This is a genomic window from Frankia nepalensis, from assembly GCF_016786325.1.
Lineage (GTDB): Bacteria > Actinomycetota > Actinomycetes > Frankiales > Frankiaceae > Pseudofrankia > Pseudofrankia nepalensis.
Genome location: NZ_JADWYU010000153.1, coordinates 24,365 through 41,972 on the forward strand (window position 1 = coordinate 24,365; position 17,608 = coordinate 41,972).

13 protein-coding genes are annotated in these 17,608 nt (G+C 73.6%); 6 read left to right on the forward strand and 7 right to left on the reverse strand.

Features of this window, described 5'->3' with window-relative positions; translation table 11 throughout:
* The first annotated feature begins 109 nt into the window (after nucleotides 1-109).
* Both I6A81_RS24045 and I6A81_RS24050 read left to right on the forward strand, forming a co-directional pair.
* Nucleotides 110-1,636 carry a toll/interleukin-1 receptor domain-containing protein gene (locus I6A81_RS24045; protein WP_307874872.1) on the forward strand — a complete coding sequence of 509 codons (1,527 nt, stop codon included), beginning with the start codon at nucleotides 110-112 and terminating at the stop codon, nucleotides 1,634-1,636.
* 93 nt (nucleotides 1,637-1,729) lie between these two features.
* Nucleotides 1,730-3,250, forward strand: coding sequence for an MFS transporter (locus I6A81_RS24050; RefSeq protein WP_203005164.1), 1,521 nt, complete (start codon nucleotides 1,730-1,732; stop codon nucleotides 3,248-3,250).
* Between the two features lie 96 nt (nucleotides 3,251-3,346).
* Here the strand turns inward: I6A81_RS24050 and I6A81_RS24055 are convergent, their stop codons facing one another.
* A complete protein-coding gene (locus I6A81_RS24055; RefSeq protein ID WP_203005165.1) occupies nucleotides 3,347-4,375 on the reverse strand; it encodes a phosphotransferase family protein in 1,029 nt (342 codons plus the stop codon).
* A gap of 14 nt (nucleotides 4,376-4,389) precedes the next feature.
* Nucleotides 4,390-5,628, reverse strand: coding sequence for an acyl-CoA dehydrogenase family protein (locus I6A81_RS24060; protein WP_238429794.1), 1,239 nt, complete (start codon nucleotides 5,626-5,628; stop codon nucleotides 4,390-4,392).
* Nucleotides 5,629-5,922: 294 nt separating this feature from the next.
* Here I6A81_RS24060 and I6A81_RS24065 point away from each other — a divergent pair, with 294 nt between their 5' ends.
* Both I6A81_RS24065 and I6A81_RS24070 read left to right on the forward strand, forming a co-directional pair.
* Entirely contained in the window at nucleotides 5,923-7,164 is a 1,242-nt protein-coding gene (locus I6A81_RS24065; RefSeq protein WP_307874873.1) for an aromatic ring-hydroxylating dioxygenase subunit alpha, read from the forward strand.
* Between the two features lie 216 nt (nucleotides 7,165-7,380).
* A complete protein-coding gene (locus I6A81_RS24070; protein WP_307874874.1) occupies nucleotides 7,381-7,959 on the forward strand; it encodes a hypothetical protein in 579 nt (192 codons plus the stop codon).
* A 19-nt stretch (nucleotides 7,960-7,978) separates the two neighbouring features.
* On the opposite strand, the gene I6A81_RS24075 is transcribed toward I6A81_RS24070, so the two are convergent.
* The 3 genes from I6A81_RS24075 to I6A81_RS24085 all read right to left on the reverse strand — a co-directional run bounded on the left by I6A81_RS24075 (nucleotide 7,979) and on the right by I6A81_RS24085 (nucleotide 10,797).
* Nucleotides 7,979-8,539: a GNAT family N-acetyltransferase gene (locus I6A81_RS24075; RefSeq protein ID WP_203005166.1), complete on the reverse strand. Its 561-nt coding sequence runs from the start codon at nucleotides 8,537-8,539 to the stop codon at nucleotides 7,979-7,981.
* Nucleotides 8,540-8,798: 259 nt separating this feature from the next.
* Nucleotides 8,799-10,025: an ABC transporter substrate-binding protein gene (locus I6A81_RS24080; RefSeq protein WP_203005167.1), complete on the reverse strand. Its 1,227-nt coding sequence runs from the start codon at nucleotides 10,023-10,025 to the stop codon at nucleotides 8,799-8,801.
* A 79-nt stretch (nucleotides 10,026-10,104) separates the two neighbouring features.
* Entirely contained in the window at nucleotides 10,105-10,797 is a 693-nt protein-coding gene (locus tag I6A81_RS24085; RefSeq protein WP_203005168.1) for an ABC transporter ATP-binding protein, read from the reverse strand.
* Between the two features lie 149 nt (nucleotides 10,798-10,946).
* Here I6A81_RS24085 and I6A81_RS24090 point away from each other — a divergent pair, with 149 nt between their 5' ends.
* On the forward strand, nucleotides 10,947-13,661 hold the full coding sequence (locus I6A81_RS24090) for an ABC transporter permease subunit (protein ID WP_203005169.1): 2,715 nt from the start codon (nucleotides 10,947-10,949) through the stop codon (nucleotides 13,659-13,661).
* Between the two features lie 243 nt (nucleotides 13,662-13,904).
* Here I6A81_RS24090 and I6A81_RS24095 read toward each other — a convergent pair whose 3' ends face one another.
* Nucleotides 13,905-14,546, reverse strand: a complete 642-nt coding sequence (locus I6A81_RS24095) for a response regulator transcription factor (protein WP_203005170.1) — start codon at nucleotides 14,544-14,546, stop codon at nucleotides 13,905-13,907.
* The gene (locus I6A81_RS24100; protein ID WP_203005171.1) at nucleotides 14,543-15,748 is read right to left on the reverse strand and encodes a GAF domain-containing sensor histidine kinase; all 1,206 of its coding nucleotides are present in this window, start codon (nucleotides 15,746-15,748) and stop codon (nucleotides 14,543-14,545) included. The genes I6A81_RS24095 and I6A81_RS24100 overlap by 4 nt, the downstream gene beginning before the upstream one ends.
* A 226-nt stretch (nucleotides 15,749-15,974) precedes the next feature.
* Here I6A81_RS24100 and I6A81_RS24105 point away from each other — a divergent pair, with 226 nt between their 5' ends.
* Nucleotides 15,975-17,555, forward strand: a complete 1,581-nt coding sequence (locus I6A81_RS24105) for an alpha/beta hydrolase domain-containing protein (protein WP_203005172.1) — start codon at nucleotides 15,975-15,977, stop codon at nucleotides 17,553-17,555.
* The last annotated feature ends 53 nt before the right edge of the window (nucleotides 17,556-17,608 follow it).

Genomic DNA, 17,608 nt, shown 5'->3' on the forward strand with positions numbered 1-17,608 from the left:
CGGTCGCCGGGAAGGAGCGGGACGCGAGGGCGGCCTGTTCCCGCACAGCTCAGCCGCGACGTGACCGACCTGCGCAGGGCGGGCGTCCGGCGATGCGAAGATCGGGCCTGTGACGATCACGGGGCGCACGGCCGGCGCGGAAGGGTGGGACTTCTTCGTCTCCTACACGGGCGTCGACCGGGCCTGGGCCGAGTGGGTGGCCTGGCAGTTGGAGGATGCCGGATACCGGGTCCTGATCCAGGCCTGGGACTTCGTCCCCGGACACAACTGGCGGTTCCGGATGGACGAAGGCGTCCAGCACGCGGAACGGACCATCGCCATCCTGTCCGCGTCCTACCTGAAGTCGATGTACGGAAAGCAGGAGTGGCAGGCCGCCCACGCCGCCGACCCGACCGGTTTCGGCCGCAAGCTCCTGCCCATCCGGGTCGAGGACTGCCCCCGCCCGGGTCTGCTCGGCGCCGTCGTGTCCATCGACCTGTTCGACCGGCCGGCCGACGACGCCCACCGCCATCTGCTCGACCAGATCCGCGGCAGCCTGACCGGCCGCGCCAAACCCGCGACCGCCCCCACCTTCCCCGTACCGGCGCGCGGCACCCCGCCCGTCGACGAGCCGGCCTTTCCTCCTCCGCCTCGGCCGGCGCCCGCTCCCCCTCGGCCGGCACCCGCCCTGTCGACCGGTTCCGGGCCGGTCGGCGGACCTCTCACCGGCCACACCGGCGCCGTTCGGTCGGTGGCGTTCACGGCGGACGGACTCATCCTCGCCACCGGCGGCGACGACCGGACGGTACGGCTGTGGGACGTCACGGACCCCGCCCGACCCCGCCGGATCGGCCAGCCTCTCGCCGACCGCGGCTACGGCATCTGGTCAGTGGTGTTCGCGGCGGAGGGGCGCATCCTCGCGACCGGTTGCGCCGACCGGACGGTACGGCTGTGGGACGTCGCCGACCCCACCCGACCCCAGCAGATCGGCCAGCCACTGACCGGCCACACCAGCAGCGTCGCGTCGATGGCGTTGACAGCGGACGGACGCACCCTCGCCACCGGCAGCTGGGATCGGACGGTGCGGCTGTGGGATCTCACCGACCCCACCCGACCCCAGCAGATCGGCCGGCCACTCATCGGCCACACCGCCACCATCTGGACGGTGGCGTTCACGGCGGACGGGCGCACCCTCGCCACCAGTGCCACCGATCGGACGGTGCGGCTGTGGGACGTCGCCGACCCCGCCCAGGTCCGGCGGGCCAGCCAGCCACTGGCCGGCCATGCCAGTAGCGTGGCGTCGATGGCGTTCACGGCGAACGGACACACCCTCGCCACCGGCAGCGACGACCGGACGGTACGCCTGTGGAACGTCGCCGATCCCCGCCGACCCCAGCAGATCGGCGAACCACTCACCGGGCATACCGCCGCCGTGGCGTCGGTGGCGCTGTCGGCGGACGGACGCGCTCTCGCGACCGGTGGCGTCGACAAGACAGTGCGCCTGTGGGATCTCACCGATCCCGCCCGGCCCCAGCAGATCGGCCAGCCACTCACCGGCCACACCAACGGCGTGGCATCGATGGCGCTGACGGCGGACGGACGCATCCTGGCCACCGGCAGCCACGACAAGACGGTACGGCTCTGGCGGATGGCCTGAAGCAGCTCGATGCCCTGAGCGGCTCCCGGCCGCGCCGGCGCGGCCGGCCTCGGCGCCCAGGACAGCGGCTGGGGCCGGACGTAGGGTCCGGGTGTGCCAGAGCCGCCGGGCGGGTTGACGTTCTCGTCGGCGCCGGGGCGGTGGGTGCTGCTCGCGACCGTGCTCGGGTCCGGGCTCGCCGCGATCGACGCGACCGCCGTCGGCGTCGCGCTGCCGGCGATCGGCCGGGACTTCGACACCGATCTCGCCTCGCTGCAGTGGGTCGTGACGGCCTACACGCTCACTCTCGCCGGGTTGCTGCTCGTGGGCGGCTCGCTCGGTGACCGGTATGGCCGGCGGCGGGTGTTCACCCTCGGAGTCGGCTGGTTCGCGGTCGCGTCGCTGCTGTGCGGGCTCGCGCCGAACGCGTCGGCGCTGATCGGCGCGCGGGCGCTGCAGGGCGTCGGCGCGGCGCTGCTCACCCCGGGCAGCCTGGCGATCCTGCAGGCGTCGTTCGCCGAGCGCGACCGTTCCCGCGCGATCGGCGCCTGGTCCGGCCTGTCCGGCGTGACCACCGCGGTGGGCCCGTTCCTCGGCGGCTGGCTGGTGTCGGCGGTCTCCTGGCGGCTCATCTTCTTCATCAACCTGCCGCTCGCCGTCGTGGTCATCGCGGTCGCGGCCCGGCACGTCCCGGAGTCGACCGATCCGGCCGCGCCTCGCCGGATCGACCTGACCGGCGCGGGCCTGGTGACGCTCGGGCTGGTCGGGCTGTCCTACGGGCTCATCGAGGGACCAGCGAGCGGCTGGACGTCGCCGCTGGTGATCGTGCCGCTGCTGCTGGGAGTCCTGCTGCTCGCCGCGTTCGTCGTCGCGGAACGGCGGACGGCCGAGCCGATGCTTCCGCCGGGCCTGTTCTCGTCCCGGCAGTTCACCGCGGCGAACCTGGTCACCTTCGCGGTCTACGCGGCGCTCGGCGGCGCGTTGTTCCTGCTTCCGATCCAGTTGCAGCAGGTCGACGGGTACTCGCCGATAGCCGCTGGCACCGCGCTGCTCCCCGTCACGATCCTCATGCTCGCGCTGTCTTCCCGTTCCGGCGCGCTCGCCGACCGGATCGGCCCACGGCTGCAGATGAGCGCAGGCCCGCTGGTCGCCGCCGCCGGGCTCGCGCTGCTGTCGAGAGCCGGGCAGAGCGACGGGTACCTGCGCGACGTCCTGCCCGCCGTCGCGGTGCTGGGCCTCGGTCTGGCGATCACCGTCGCGCCGCTGACGTCGACGGCGCTGGGCGCGGCGCCGGCCGAGCACGCCGGGGTGGCCTCCGCCGTGAACAACGACGTCGCCCGCACCGCCCAGCTGCTGGCGGTCGCCGTACTTCCCGCGGCCGCGGGGCTCGCCGGGGCCGCCTACCTCGACGCCGCCGTCTTCGACCGCGGCTTTCGCGTCGCCGTGTGGATCTGCGCGGCCCTCTGCGCCGCCGGCGGCCTGGCCGCCGTCGCGGGCATCCGCAACCCGGCGCGCCCCGCCGAACCGGCCCCGGCCGCCGCGCCGGCGTTCTCCGGTGAGCGGGCGCGCCCTCCGCACTGCTGCGCGCTCGACGCGACCCCGGTGGCACCGTCCCCCGCGATCAGGCAACGGTGACGACGAAGCCGCGGACCGACAGACCAGACCGGGTGACGCGGCCCGGGGCCGGGAATTTTCCCCAGGGCTCGGGCCGCGTCGCCGGTCCGCGGCCGGTCAGGCGTCCAGGGCGGCGTGGCCCCGGACGACCAGGGGAGCCGTCATCGCGCCGATCCGGTCGAAACCCGCGCCCACGGTCTCACCACGCAGGAAACGGAAGTGGATGCCCTCGGCGATCGCCGCGAGCTTGAAGTAGGAGAAACCGAGATACCAGCGCATCCGCGAACGCAGCTCGGCCTCCTCCCACCCCGCCGCGGCGGCATAGGCGGTGAGCGCCACGTCGGAGGAGACGCCGAGATGCTCCCCGGGAGCGGCGGCCGTCGGGCTGTCGAGCCCGACCAGGCCGTCCCACCACATGCACAGCGAGCCGACGTCGGCCAGCGGGTCGCCCAGCGTGGCCATCTCCCAGTCCAGCACCGCGGCCACCCGGGTCAGCGACTCGTCCAGCATGCAGTTGTCGAGCCGGTAGTCGCCGTGCACGATGCCCGACCGCGCCGCCACCGGCACCGCCGCCGCCAGCCGGTCCGCCAGCGCGTCCAGGCCCGGGATCTCCCGCGACCGCGACGCGGCGAGCTGGCGCCGCCAGGTGCGCACCTGCCGCTCGGCGTACCCCTCGGGACGGCCGAAGTCCGCGAGACCCACCTCGGCCGGGTCGACCGCGTGCAGCGTCGCGAGCGTCGTCGCGAGGACGCGCGGCACGGCCTCGCCGCCGCCGCCCGCGTGTATCTCGGCGAGCTGGGCGGCGGTGCGGATGACGAGCCCGTCGACGTGGTCCATGACGTAGAACTCGGCCCCGACGACCTCTGGGTCGACGCAGCGGACCACCACGCGCGGCACCGGCACCGGCGAGTCCGCGAGCGCCGACAGGACGCGGAACTCCCGGCCCATGTCGTGGGCGCTCGCGAGCACGTGGCCCAGCGGCGGGCGGCGTACGACCCAGCGCCGCCGCCCGTCGGTCACGCCGTAGGTCAGGTTGGACCGCCCGCCGGCGATCAGCCGTGCCGAGAGCGGCCCCGCGAGCTCCAGGTGTTCCTTGAGGAAGCCTTCCAGGTGGTCGAGGTCGAGCCCGACCGGCGACTCAGGCATGCCCGGCTCCCGGGTCAGAAGGTGAACAGCGGCTCGCCGCCGAGCTCGCGCCGGGCCAGCGTGCCCAGGTGGACCTCGTCCGGACCGTCGAAGATCCGCATCGCCCGGTGCCGGGCGTAGAGCGCCGCGAGCGGGGTGACGTCGCTGACGCCGGCGGCGCCGTGGAGCTGGATCGCCCGGTCGATGACGCTGAGCACCGCCCGGGGGACCGCGACCTTCGCGGCGGAGACCAGGTGGCGGGCCGCCCGGTTCCCCTCGCTGTCGATCACGAAGGCCGCCTTGTGGCACAGGGCTCGGGCCTGCTCCAGCTCGATGCGCGACTCGGCGATCCGCTCCCGCACGGCGCCCTGCTCGGCCAGTGGCTTGCCGAACGCCACCCGGTTCTGGGCCCGGGCGACCATCAGCGCGAGCGCCCGCTCGCCGGCCCCCAGCGCCCGCATCACGTGGTGGATCCGGCCGGGGCCGAGCCGCATCTGCGCCGCCGCGAAACCGCCGCCCTCCTCCCCCAGCACGTTCGTGACCGGCACCCGCACGTCGGTGAGCGTGAGCACGCAGTGCCCGTGCTGGTCCTGCCGGCCGAACACCGGCAGGGAGCGCTCGATGGCGACGCCGGGCGTGTCGACCGGGACGATCACCATGGTCTGCTGGCGGTGGGTCGGCCCGGTCGGGTCCGTCTTGCCCATGACGATGAGCACCCGGCAGCGCGGGTCGGCCGCCCCCGAGATCCACCACTTGCGGCCGTTGATCACATAATGGTCGCCGTCCCGCTCGATCCGGGTCTCGATGTTCGTCGCGTCCGACGAGGCCACCGCCGGCTCCGTCATCGCGAACGCGGACCGGATCGACCCGTCCAGCAGCGGCTCGAGCCACTCCTTCTGCTGGTCCGGCGTGCCGATCAGGTGCAGCAGCTCCATGTTCCCGGTGTCCGGGGCCTGGCAGTTCAGCGCCTCGGGGGCGATCTCGGTCGACCAGCCGGTCAGCTCCGCCAGCGGCGCGTACTCCAGCTGCGTCAGGCCCGACTCGGCCGGCAGGAAGAGGTTCCACAGCCCGCGGGCCTTCGCCTTGGTCTTCAGCTCCTCGACGACCGGCGGCAGCGTGTGGTCACCCGGGCCGGCCTGCTCGCGGTACTCCTCGTAGGCCTTCTCGGCCGGGAACACCTCCGTCCGCAGGAAGTCCACCAGGGACGCGTACAGCTCGACGGCCTTGGCCGACGGCGCCGGATAGGCCGGGTACATGGCTGAACCGAACGTCATAACCCACGGGTCTACCCCATCGGCCGCGCACTGTCGCACTTTCGTCACGGCCGGCTGGCGGTGCCTCTCGTCTTCCCCGCGATGCCATGACGAGTGAGTGCGGTCGGTCGTCGGCGATCGGTCGTCGCGGGTGGCGGTCGGCGCGACGCGACCCGATGGTTAGTGATCGGTGGCCAATGGCCAATGGCCAATGGCCGGTGGCGGTCGGCGCGACGCCGTCGGCGGCCCGGCGTCTCGCCGGGGCTGTTGCTCGGGGGCAACACCGGCGCAACGGGGCTCGCCTACGGTCCGTTGGTGACCATCGTCGATCCCGCTCCCCTGGCTGACCTGCTCGGTTACGTCGGCGCGGCCACGCCGATCACGACGGCGCCGCCCGTGTCCGCGCCGTCAGCCGTCCCGTCCGAGCCCGCGAGCCCCGACGGCCAGCCGGCCGGCGCCGGCCGCGGCGGCGCTGTCAACAGCGTGGTCAACGCCGTATGGGCGACGGGCGGCTCGGCGGCCACGGACCGCGACGCCGCGCTGGACGCCGCCTTCCTCGCCGCCTCGGCGCGGTACTGGCACCCGGTCGCGCGCGCGGCGGACGTCGGCGCCGCCCCGGTCCGCGCCGAGCTCTGCGACGTCCCGCTCGTCCTGTGGCGCCGGCCGGCGTCCGCCCCGGGCGGCGCGGCCGGCACCGTCGCCGCGCTGGTCGACCGCTGCCCGCACCGGAGCGTGCCGCTGTCGGGCGGCCAGGTCGACGCCGACGGCCGGGTCCGCTGTCCGTACCATTCGTGGGCGTTCGACGGCGCCGGCGCCTGCGTCGACATTCCGCAGCAGCCCGGTCAGAAGATCCCGGATCTGATCGCCGCGCGGCCGGTGCGGGTGGCCGAGGCGGCCGGGCTGGTCTGGGCCTGCCTGGCCGACGAGGCGGACGAGGCCCGCCCCCGCCCGCGTTTCGGTGAGATCGAGGACCTGGCCTGGCCGCACTACGTCGGCACCGTCCAGAACTGGAACGGCCAGGCGGCCCGCCAGGTCGAGAACTTCTGCGACATCGGCCATTTCTCGGTGCTGCACACCGACACGTTCGGCAACGACGAGGTCCTGGCCGTCGACCCGTACCCGGTCCGCCGGACCGAGTGGACCGTCGAGGCGGACTACCGCTACCCAAGCGTCAACCCAGTCGCCGAACCCGGCCCCGACGGGCGCCGCCCGGTCGGCGAGACCGCCTTCCAATACCGCATCGAGCTGCCGTTCGCGGTCTGGCTCGGCGGCGCGACCGGCCCCAGCACCGTCCTGTTCTCCGTCTGCGCCCCGACGTCGGCGACGACCCTGCGGCTGTACTGGATGGCCGCCTTCGACCCGGCCGTCTACGGCGACGGCCCGGTGGACGGCGTGGGGCTGCAGGCAGTGGAAGATCGCATCTGGGCGCCCGACAAGGTGATCGTCGAGTCCCAGCGCCCAGCCCGCGTGTTCGCCGCCGACGAGATACACCGCGCCTTCGACGCGCTCGGCGTCGCCTACCGCAAGGCACTACGCGAACTCGGCTTCGCCGGCTGACCCCCGCCGGACGCCTGACCCGCGCGGACCCGACCGCCAGGCCGACCGCGCCGCGCCGCGCCACCGCCACCATCGACTGGCCGCATGTGATCGCCGACTGTGCCCTCGGGGGGTCGTGAAATGACCGCGTCCACGACACCCCGAGGGCACAAACCGCGATCATGTCGAGCGCGGGGGCAGGGGCGTCGCCGCCGGGGACGGCGGTAGCGTCGAGGGGTGCATCGGCTCTCCTCGACGGTGGTGTGCGTCGTCGGGCCGGACCCGACGGCGTCGCCGGACACGGTGACGCGGTCGGTCGTCGCCCCGCTGGCCAGCGCCGCCAACGTGACCCTCGTGCTGCCGGACGACACGATGTCGCCCGGCGCCCGGGCGGCGGCGGCCTGGCGGGAGTGCCGGGGCGTCGCCACCCCGTACGTGGTGCACGACGCCGACCCGCTCGCCGAGGTCGCGGCGGCCTGGACGGCTCGCTACGACGAGGCCGGCGCGGTCGGCGACCTGGAGGTCGCGGTCGCCGCGGCGGCCGACCGGTTCCGCCGCGGCGAGGTGGACATGCCGGACAGCCTGGTGCTGCTCGACCCGGACGGCTGGCCGCCGACCCGTCGCCACTGGTATCTGGGGGTGCTGGCCGCGGCCGCTCCCGCGCGGGTGGTGCCGGTCCGGTCCGACAGCCGCGAGCTGCGCCGCGCCCTGCGGGCCCTGCCCGCCGGCCGCTGGTGGCCCGACCCCCCGGAACGCCTGCTCGACGGCATCGACCGCGTCGTCCCCGACCGCGTGGGCCTGCCCACCCGCGGCTGACCGCGCCCCGCGGCTCGCTTCAGCGATCCACCCCCACCGGGTCCGGCGCCGGGTCCAGGAAGTCGTCGAGTGCGCGGGTGAAGACGACGCACGGCAGCCCCGGCCCGTCGTAGTCGCTGTGGGCCGAGACGCCGTCGATCACGGTGTCCCCGGGGCTGATCGCGAAACCGATGCCGGTGTGGAAGGCCACGGACAGTCGGTTGCCGGGGGTGGTGATGCAGGTGACCTGGCGGCAGCCTCGGGCGGCGACGTGCTGGAAGAAGCGCCGGTACAGGCTCGCGGCGATCCCCGTCCGGCGCGCCGCCGGGTCGACCCCGACGAAGTGGATGTAGCCGACGTCCGGCCGCGACTGCGAGACGAACCCGATGAGGAACGCGACCAGTCGCCCGTCCCGCTCGACCAGGAAGCTGCTGTCCGCGAAGTGCTGGAAGTACAGCCGTGGCAGCAGCGACCTGCGCCGCGCCGAGCCGTGCTCTCGTTGGAAGCCGCCCCACCAGTCGTCCAGGACGGCGAGCACCCGCCGATGGTCTTCAGGGGTGGGGCGCCGCGTCGTCAGGTCGCCGGGGGCCTCGTCTGCCACAATCCGACCCTGTCAAAGCCGCGGTACCGCGACCAGCGGTTTTCCGCTCTCCGGGCGCCGACCTCCCGTGGCGCCCGGTTCACCCGGCCTGTCCGTCAGAACGCGGCCGCGGACCGCGCTCTGACGGACAGGTCCGGGGGCCGTGGCAATCCCGGACGGCCAGGGCCGAGGGCCGGCCGGGACCGTCGACCTGTCCGCCGATCCGCGAGCCATGGACCGCGCCACGGCGGACATTTCGCCGGCGCCGGCCGTCCGTGGTCTACGCGCCGGGCTCGATGACCTTCGCGGTGCCGAACTCGTACAGGTTGCCGTCCCAGTCCGCCTTGCCGTCGGTGACGTGCACGACCGAGTAGGCGGGGTTGTAGACCGAGGCGTAGGGCAGTGGGCTCTTGTCCGCGAAGCTGATCGGCGGGGTCAGGCCACCGGTGTCCACGTTGGGCATCTTCTGCAGGCCGGCGAGCACCGATGCCCTGTCAATGGTCGGCAGGGTGGCCGCCAGCTGCGCGAAGAGCTGGACGCCCAGCCAGCTGCCCAGGCTGAGCTCGTCGATCTTGCCGTCCGGCGAGTAGGCCTTCATGTCTTCGTTGAACTGCTTGCCGAACGTGGTCGAGGTGTCCCAGGCCGGTGGGAAGACGAGCCCGACGGTCAGCGGGCCGCCGGCGCCCATGGCCTCGATGTCCGCCCGGTTGAACGCGCTGCCGGCGAATGCGACGGTCTTCTTGTAGCCGGTGGAGCGCAGCGCCTTGACCGCGACGCTGGTCTGCGCGGCGAACGTCAGCCAGATGACGGCGTCGGGGTTGTCCTGCGTCACCTGCTGGGCCGGCGCGGACAGATCGGCCGTGGACGGCGCGATGCGCACGTTGTTCACGATCTCGACGCCGGCCTTGGAAAGGACGTCACCGACCGACTTGCGGATGACGTCGGCCGTCGGGATGTCGAGGGTGACCAGGCCGACCTTCTTGGCGCCGCTGGCGACGACGTCCTGGGTGAGGCCGTGGAAGCCGACGACGACCGCGCCGTTGACGTTGAAGGACAGCGGGTTGGTGAGGTCGAACTTGGAGACCGGGAACTGCCCGATGATCGGCAGCTTGGCGGCCTCGATCTGGGTCGCGGTCGCGTCGTGGTAGTTGTCCGAGCCGCCGGCGATCGCGACGATGTCCTTGTCCGCCAGGATGTCGCGGTAGCACTTCGCCGAGTCGGTGGCGTTCTGGTGGTTGTCGCAGTGCGTGAGTTCCAGCGGCCGGCCCTTGATCCCACCGCGCGCGTTGATGGCCTTCACCGCGGCGTCCGCGCCGGAGGCGTACTCCGGGTTGGTGCTGACGCCGCCGGACAGCCCCGAGATCGCCGCGATCTTGATGGGGTCGCCGCTCGGGCCGCCCGCCGTGCCCGACGACGTGTCGTCGCCGCCACCTCCGCAGGCGACGGCCAGCACGGCGAGCGACGCTAACGCCGCCGGCCCGCGCAGGAACCGCAGAGATCTGAACATGGTCATCCTCCCGGAGAACTAACTCGCGAAACGGCCCGAAGAAGCCCTTCAGGACCTGGAAAAGATTCAGGGAAAAGAATCAGGAGAGGTAGAGCGCCGCCAGGCCGTCCAGGTCGGCCCGCCAATGGTCGGCCGGCCTTTCCTCGACGACCTCGCCGCGCCGCATGACATAGGCGCGGTCCGCGCGGTCGAGAACGGAGCGGGCATTCTGCTCGACGACGAGCACGCCGACGCCGGTGTCGGCGGTCGTCCGCACGGTGTCGAGTAGGCGCTCACGTACCAGCGGCGCGAGGCCGAGCGACAGCTCGTCGATCAGCAGCAGCCGGGGCTTGCGCGCCAGCGCGAGCGTGAGGGCCAGCATCTGCTGCTCGCCGCCGGACAGCAGCGCGCCGCGGTGGCGGGCCCGGTCCGCGAGCGCCGGGAACAGCGCCGCCTGCTCGCCCTGGGCGCGCACCAGCCGCAGCGACTGGCGCACGGTGAGCCCGGGGAAGACGTGCCGCTCCTCCCCCATGAACGACACCCCCTGCCGGCACCGCTTGTAGACCGGCATCCGGCCGCAGCTCGCCCCGAAGAGCAGGACCTCGCCGCCCGCGGGACGCAGGTAGCCGGCCAGCGTGCGCAGCAGCGTCGTCTTGCCGGCGCCGTTCGGGCCCAGCAGCGCGACCACCTCGCCCGGGCGGACCGTCAGGTTGACGTCGCGCAGCACCTGCACCCGGCCGTAGCCGGCCGACAGCCCGCGCGCCTCGAGGGCTAACTCCGCCAAGTCCGCCATCTGGTCCTCCGGCTGGATCGTCCGGGTTGCATCGTCCGGGTTGCGAGTGAGCGCTCACAAGCCTACACTCGGCGGACAATAACCCGCAATGGAAAGCGAAGGACTCACTCCGGGCCTCCGCTCGCCTGAAAACATGGCTAGGGGTGCGTATGGACGCACGGACCATCCTTCAGTTCGCGCTGTTAGGCCTGGGCGTCGGCGGCGTGTACGCGGTGAGTGCTGTGGGTATTGTGGCGATCCACCGAGGGTCGCGGACAATCAATCTGGCGCACGCCGGTATCGCGTTGTGGGGCGCCCTGCTGTTCTATTGGCTGCGCGACGACCACGGGTTCCCGGCCGCGGCGGCCGCCGTCGTGACGCTGGTCCTCGCGGCGCTGTTCGGCGCCGCCGTCTACCTGCTCGTCATCCGGCCGATCCGCCACCGGACCCAGCTGTCACGGATGGTCGCGACACTCGGCCTGCTCGGGCTGCTCGTCGGGCTGGCCCACAGCGTCTTCCCGAACGCGGCCCGCGTGCCCAACACCTCGCTGCCGTCCTCGGCCGCGCACCTGTTCGGCCTGACCGTGCCAACGGAGCGGATCGTCATCTTCGCGGTCGCGGTGGTGGTCGTCGGCGGGCTCGCGGCGTGGTCGGCCTGGGCCCGGCTGCCGCTGATGACCAAGGCGATGGCCGAGCACGAGTCCGCGGCCCAGGCGCTCGGCGCCTCACCGCACACCCTCGGCAGCATCAACTGGGGGCTCGGCTCGATGCTGGCGGCGGCCGCCGGCATCCTCGTCGCCCCGATCGTCGGGCAGTTCGACACCGCGATGCTCACCGTCATGGCCTTCGCGCTCGCGGCCGCGCTCGTCGGCCGCTTCGACGGCTACCTGCCGGCGCTCGGCGGCGGGCTCGCGCTCGGCGTCGGCGAGGGCGTCGTCACCCACCTGGTCGCCGAGCACGTGCCGGAGCGCTTCCAGATCGGCTGGCCGCAGACAGTCCCGTTCGTCGCCGTCATGGCGATCCTGATCCTGCGGCGCGACCAGGCCAGCAACCGGCTGCCCGCGGTGCCCGCCGCGCCGGTCGCGGCCGGCCTGTTCCGCCCGATCCCGCTCGCGGTCGCGTTCGCGGGGATCGTCGCGATCCTCGCGACTGGCGACGCGAAGTGGCGCGACGCCGCGATCACGACCGTCATCGTCGCGATCCTGGTGCTGTCGCTGGTCGTGCTCATCGGGTACGCCAACCAGATCAGCCTCGCCCAGCTGACCGTCGCCGGGCTCGGCGCCTACGTGGCCGTGCGGCTCGACATCGGCGCGCACGTGCCGTTCCTGCTGGCGCCGCTCGTGGGCGCGGCCGTCGGTGCGCTGGCGGGCCTGCTCGTCGGGCTGCCCGCGCTGCGGGTGCGCGGCGTCAACCTCGCGATCCTCACGATGGGCATGGCGGTCGCCGTGTCCGGTGTGCTCTTCGACAGCACGCACTACACGGGCGGCATCACCGGCATGCAGCCGCGGCTGCCCGCCGTGTTCGGCCTCGACGTCGACGCGGCCACCCATCCCGACCGGTACGGGTACTACTGCCTGTTCTGGCTGCTGCTGGCGGGGGCCGCGGTCGCCGCGGTCCGGCGCTCGGGTCTCGGGCGGCGGCTGCTCGTCGTGCGCACGAACGAGCGGGCCGCGGCCTCGGTCGGCATCAGCGTCGCGCGGGCCAAGCTGTCCGCGTTCGTGATCTCGTCGGCGCTCGCCGGCATGGCCGGCGTGCTGCTGGCGTTTCGCAGCTCGTCGGTCACGTTCACGCAGTTCTCGTTCATCGAGTCGATCAACCTGGTCAGCCTGGCCGTGATCGCCGGCGTGACGTCGATCTCCGGCGGCCTGCTCGGCGGCGTCCTCGCGTTCGGCGGCCTGGTCTACCTGGCGATCTCCGAGCTGCACGTCGGCTTCATCGCCGAGAACTACGCGACGATCTTCGGCGCCGCCCTGGTGCTCACCGTGATCGTCCACGAGAACGGCGTCGCCTGGCGCAAGCGCTCCCAGTACGACCCGGCGCCGCTGCCCACCGGCGACGTGCCGGCCCGGGCCGGCGAGCCGCTCGTCGCCGACGACGTGACGGTGCGCTTCGGCGGGGTCACCGCCGTGTCGGGCGCCCGGCTGCGGGCCGCGCCCGGCGAGGTGACCGGGCTCGTCGGGCCCAACGGCGCCGGCAAGACGACGCTGCTCGACGCGATCGGCGGCTTCGCGCCGACGACGGGCGGCCAGGTGCTGCTCGGCGAGTGGCCGCTGCACGGCCGGGCGCCCGACGCCAGGGCGCGCCACGGCCTCGGCCGCGTCTTCCAGGCCGGCGAGCTGTTCGAGGACCTCACCGTCGCGCAGAACCTGCGGGTGGCGGCCGAGAACGCCGGCCGCACCGACGGCCGGCTCCCCGAGCCGGCGCGGGCGGCGCTCGAGCGGTTCGGCCTCGCCGACGACCTGTTGCGCCTGCCCACCGAGCTGCCGATGGCCAAGCGGCGGCTCGTCGGCATCGCGCGCGCCCTGGCCGCCAACCCGGCGGCCGTCCTGCTCGACGAGCCCGGCGCCGGCCTGTCGATCACGGAGATCACCGAGCTCGCCGCCGGCCTGCGCGACCTCGCCCACGGCACCGGCCTGACCGTGCTCGTCGTCGACCACGACATGGCGCTGGTCATGTCGGCCTGCGACCGCATCGTCGTCCTCCACCAAGGCCAGGTGCTCGCCGACGGCACCCCCGCCGAGATCCAGGCCAACCCGGCCGTCCGCGAGGCCTACCTCGGCGAACCGACCGAACTCGCCACCGCGCCGGCAGGTTCGCCGGCCACCGCGCCGGCCACGGCCAGCGAGCCGGCGACCCCACGGCTCACCGAGGCCACCAACGACTAACCCCGACCCCACCCGAGGCCCGCCCTGTCTCGGCACCGAACATGATCGCCGTTTGTGCCCCGCGGAGGTCGCGCCCCGCCCCTTGTCCACGACCTCCCCAGGGCACAAACGGCGATCATGCGTGGCAGGCGGAGCGGCGCTGGCCGCCAGCCGCGCCCTGGTGTCCAGGGGCAGCCCTCCAAAGATGACCTGCCTGGACAGGAGGGCGCGACCCCCCTCGGCTGGTCGCGGCCCCTCGGCTGGTCAGAGGATGCCGAGTTCGTTCGCGCGGGCGAGCGCCTCGACGCGGTTGCGGGCGCCGAGTTTCTCCAGCAGGCGCTGCAGGTAGGTCTTCACGGTGTTGCGGGTCAGGCCGAGGGCGTCGGCGATCTCGGGGTTGGTCTGGCCCATCGCGACCCGGCGGAGGATGTCGTACTCCCGGCGGGTGATCCCGCGGTCGTCGAGGGCGCGGCGGGGCGCGGCGGCGCCGTCGGCTCCGAGGTCGGCGGCGACGACCCGCTCGCCACCCACGACCTTGCGGATCACCTCCACCAGGTCGGCCCGTTCGGTGTCCTTCACGACGACGCCCCGCGCCCCGGCGGCGAGCGCGGCCTCGATCGCGACGTGGTCCGGGTAGGCCGTGAACAGGATGACCTTGAGAGACGGCGCCTCGGCGAGCAGGCCGGCCGTCGCCTCCGGGCCGAGCATGTCCGGCAGGCGCAGGTCGAGCAGGACGACGTCGGGCTGTAGCCGCGCCGCGGCCTCGATCGCGTGCCGGCCGGTGCGGGCGTAGCCGACGATCTCCAGCCACGGGGTGCGCCGCAGCGCGAGGGTGACGCCGTCGAGGACGATCGGGTGGTCGTCGGCGACGAGCACCCGCACCGTCCGGGGCGACGCCGCGTTCACGCCGGCAGCCAGGCGCGCACCGTCGTGCCGCCGTCCTCGTTCTGCTCGATCTTCAGCGTCCCGCCGACCCGTCCCAGGCGTTCGGTCATGCTCGCCAGGCCCAGTCCCAGGCCCCGGCCGTGCCCCATGCCCGGACCCGCGTCCGGGCCCGTGGCTGGTTCCGCGCCCGTCGCCGCGGCGGCGACCGAGGGGTCGATACCGAGGCCGTCGTCGGAGACCGCGACGGCGACGCCGTCGGCCATCGCGAACACGGACACGACCACGGAGCTCGCCCTGGCGTGCTTCTCCACGTTCACCAGGGCCTCTCGGGTCACGTCCACCAGGGTCTGGGCCGAGGCGGCGGGCAGGTCGGGTAGGGCGGTCAGGGTGAGGACGCGCGCGGGAACTCCTGTTCGCTCGCTGAAGGCGCGGCAGTGCTCGCGCAGCGCGACGCCCAGGGCGAGGCGCCGCGGCGTGGTGGACAGCACCCGCATGGACCCGCGCAGGGCGGCCGCGGCCTGCGCGGTCTGGGCCTCGAGGGTGGCGAGCCGGGAGCGAACGCCCGCCTCGAGGTCGGGTTCGGCGGAAAGCGTCCGAATGCCGGCGCCGATCGTGAACAGCATCGCGCCGACCCCGTCGTGCAGTTCCAGCGCGAGCCGGTGCCGCTCCTCATGGACCGCCACCTCGGCGGCGTGCCGGGCACGTTCCGCGACGATCTGCGCGGTCGCCAGCGCGCTCGCGGCGGTCTCCAATCCGCCGACCATGACATCGCTGTACTCGGTCTTCTGGCGGTTGGCCCCGTAAAGGACGCCGAGCAGCCTGCCGTCGGACACGACCGGAACGGCGATCATCGAGACGATGCGCTCCTGGGAGACGTGCCACGCGAAATCATGCGTGATCTCCTGCGCGCCGAGGTAGTCACTGACCCACATCGGCCGGCGGGCCGCCATCACCAGGCCGCCGAGGCCCACCCCGCGCGGCACGACCAGGCCGCGCAGGACATCCGTTTCGAGATTCACCGGGTTCCCGAGCGCGAGCACGTCCGCCTCCGCGGGCAGGCCCACCCATGCCACATCGACTCCGGTCGCCCCCGGAACGGTCGTGACCAGTCCGCGAATCGCCGTGTCACGGTCCAGCGACGCGACGATCTCGGTGTACTTCTTGCGGAGAGCGGCCAGCGGGTCGGCGCGGAACGTGGGCGGATGCGCCTGCCCGCCGCTCACCACGCCTTTTCCTCCACCCGGTCCTGTGTCCTCCGTCCGGACATCGGGGGTGCATTCTCCACGGGGAGAGTGTCACCCGCCATCTTTCCGAGTGAAACGTCCGGAGGTCTCCAGATGGAGACCCCCGATCTGGCGTCTCCGGATGCGGATGGTGCGACCGCCAAAACGGCGGCAGACTACCGGCGCCCAGCCCGTGTGGGTTTGTCCCAGTAGAAAGCGGTTGTCCATGAAACTTCCCGGATCCAAACCAGGCGTCTTACCCGGCTTACCTGGCGCCGGCGGCGCACGGCCTCGGCGGGCGCCGCGCTGGCGCCGGCGGACGGTGGCCGCCATCGCCTGCGCCGTGGTGCTGCCGCTCACGGCCTGCGTCGGCCCAGGCATGCCGGGTGGCCCCGGCGGCCCCGGCGGCGGCCCCACCCCCGCGCCGACGCCCGTGCCGGGACCCACCGCGGACCTGTCCCAGGAGCTGACGGGCGGAGGCGGGCCGTTCATCGGCACCGCGATCCCGGTGGACCTGCCGGCGGCGGGCTACGTGCAGCACGAGTACGCCGCGGCGGGTACCGCGACCTCCTACAAGGCGGTCGGCGGGCTCAGCGGCGACGGCCGGTGGAGGTTCGAGCCGGACGGGACCGCGCCGTACCGCACGCGGGTGCTGGTACGCCAGCCGGCGGACGCCGAGCGGTTCAGCGGCACGGTCATCGTCGAGTGGCTCAACGTCAGCGGAGGCGTCGACGCCGATCCCGAGTGGGCGACGCTGCACGAGGAGATCATCCGGGCGGGCCACATCTGGGTCGGCGTGTCGGCCCAGCGGCTCGGCGTCCTCGGCGGGCAGGTGCTCGTCACGGTGCCCGCTCCGGGCTCCGAGCTGGCCGGCAAGGGCCTGAAGGCCATCGACCCGGCCCGCTACGGGTCGCTGGACCATCCCGGCGACGGCTTCGCGTACGACATCCTGACCCAGGTGGCCCGCGGCGTGCGCGGCGGAGCGGGGATCGGCGGGCTGGCGCCGCGCAAGCTGATCGCCTCCGGCCAGTCGCAGTCGGCGTTCGCGATGACGACCTACTACAACGGTGTCCAGCCGCTGACCGGCGCGTTCGACGGCTTCTACGTGCTCAGCCGGGGAGCGGCCGGTCTGCCCCTGGTCGGGCCCGGCCAGAACGCGGACCTGACCGGCGCGCTGCTTGGCGGCACCACGACCACCTTCCGGACCGATCAGCGCGCGCCGGTGATGGACGTGCAGGCCGAGTCGGATCTCACCAGCATCCTCGGCTCCGCGAAGGCGCGGCAGCCCGACAGTGACCGCTTCCGGCTGTGGGAGATCGCCGGCACCGCGCACGCCGACAAGCACCTGCTCGGCGCGAACGCGGCGAACATCGACTGCGGTGTCCCGATCAACGACGGGCCGATGCACGTGGTCGCCAAGGCCGCGCTGCGTGGGCTCACGACCTGGCTCGACACCGGTCAGCCGCCGGCGAGCGCCGCGCGCGTCACCGTGAACGAGGGGCTGTTCCCGTCGGTCCGCCGCGACGCCGACGGCATCGCCCTCGGCGGGGTCCGGACGCCGCCGGTCGACGTCCCGGCCGTCGCGCTGTCCGGCGAGCCAGGGCCGGCCCTGTCGGCGATCTGCCTGCTCATCGGCTCGACCAAGCCGCTTCCCGCGGCGCGCCTCGCCCAGCTCTACCCGTCCCGGGCGGACTACGAGCAGCGCTACACCGCCGGCACCGCCGCCGCGATCACGGCGGGGTTCGTCCTCGCCGAGGACCGCGCGGCCCTGCTGGGCTACGCCAGGCCGGAGCTCGTCGCCGGCTGACGGCACCGCCGCCGGCGACCTGCCGACCAGCTGGGGAACGCGGCGGGGCATAC

Coding starts and splice junctions, on each gene's coding strand:
- I6A81_RS24090 (WP_203005169.1), top strand. CDS start 10,947: ATGGACGCACGGACCATCCTTCAGTTCGCGCTGTTAGGCCTGGGCGTC.
- I6A81_RS24085 (WP_203005168.1), bottom strand. CDS start 10,797: ATGGCGGACTTGGCGGAGTTAGCCCTCGAGGCGCGCGGGCTGTCGGCC.
- I6A81_RS24055 (WP_203005165.1), bottom strand. CDS start 4,375: ATGCCTGAGTCGCCGGTCGGGCTCGACCTCGACCACCTGGAAGGCTTC.
- I6A81_RS24080 (WP_203005167.1), bottom strand. CDS start 10,025: ATGTTCAGATCTCTGCGGTTCCTGCGCGGGCCGGCGGCGTTAGCGTCG.
- I6A81_RS24105 (WP_203005172.1), top strand. CDS start 15,975: ATGAAACTTCCCGGATCCAAACCAGGCGTCTTACCCGGCTTACCTGGC.
- I6A81_RS24060 (WP_238429794.1), bottom strand. CDS start 5,628: ATGACGTTCGGTTCAGCCATGTACCCGGCCTATCCGGCGCCGTCGGCC.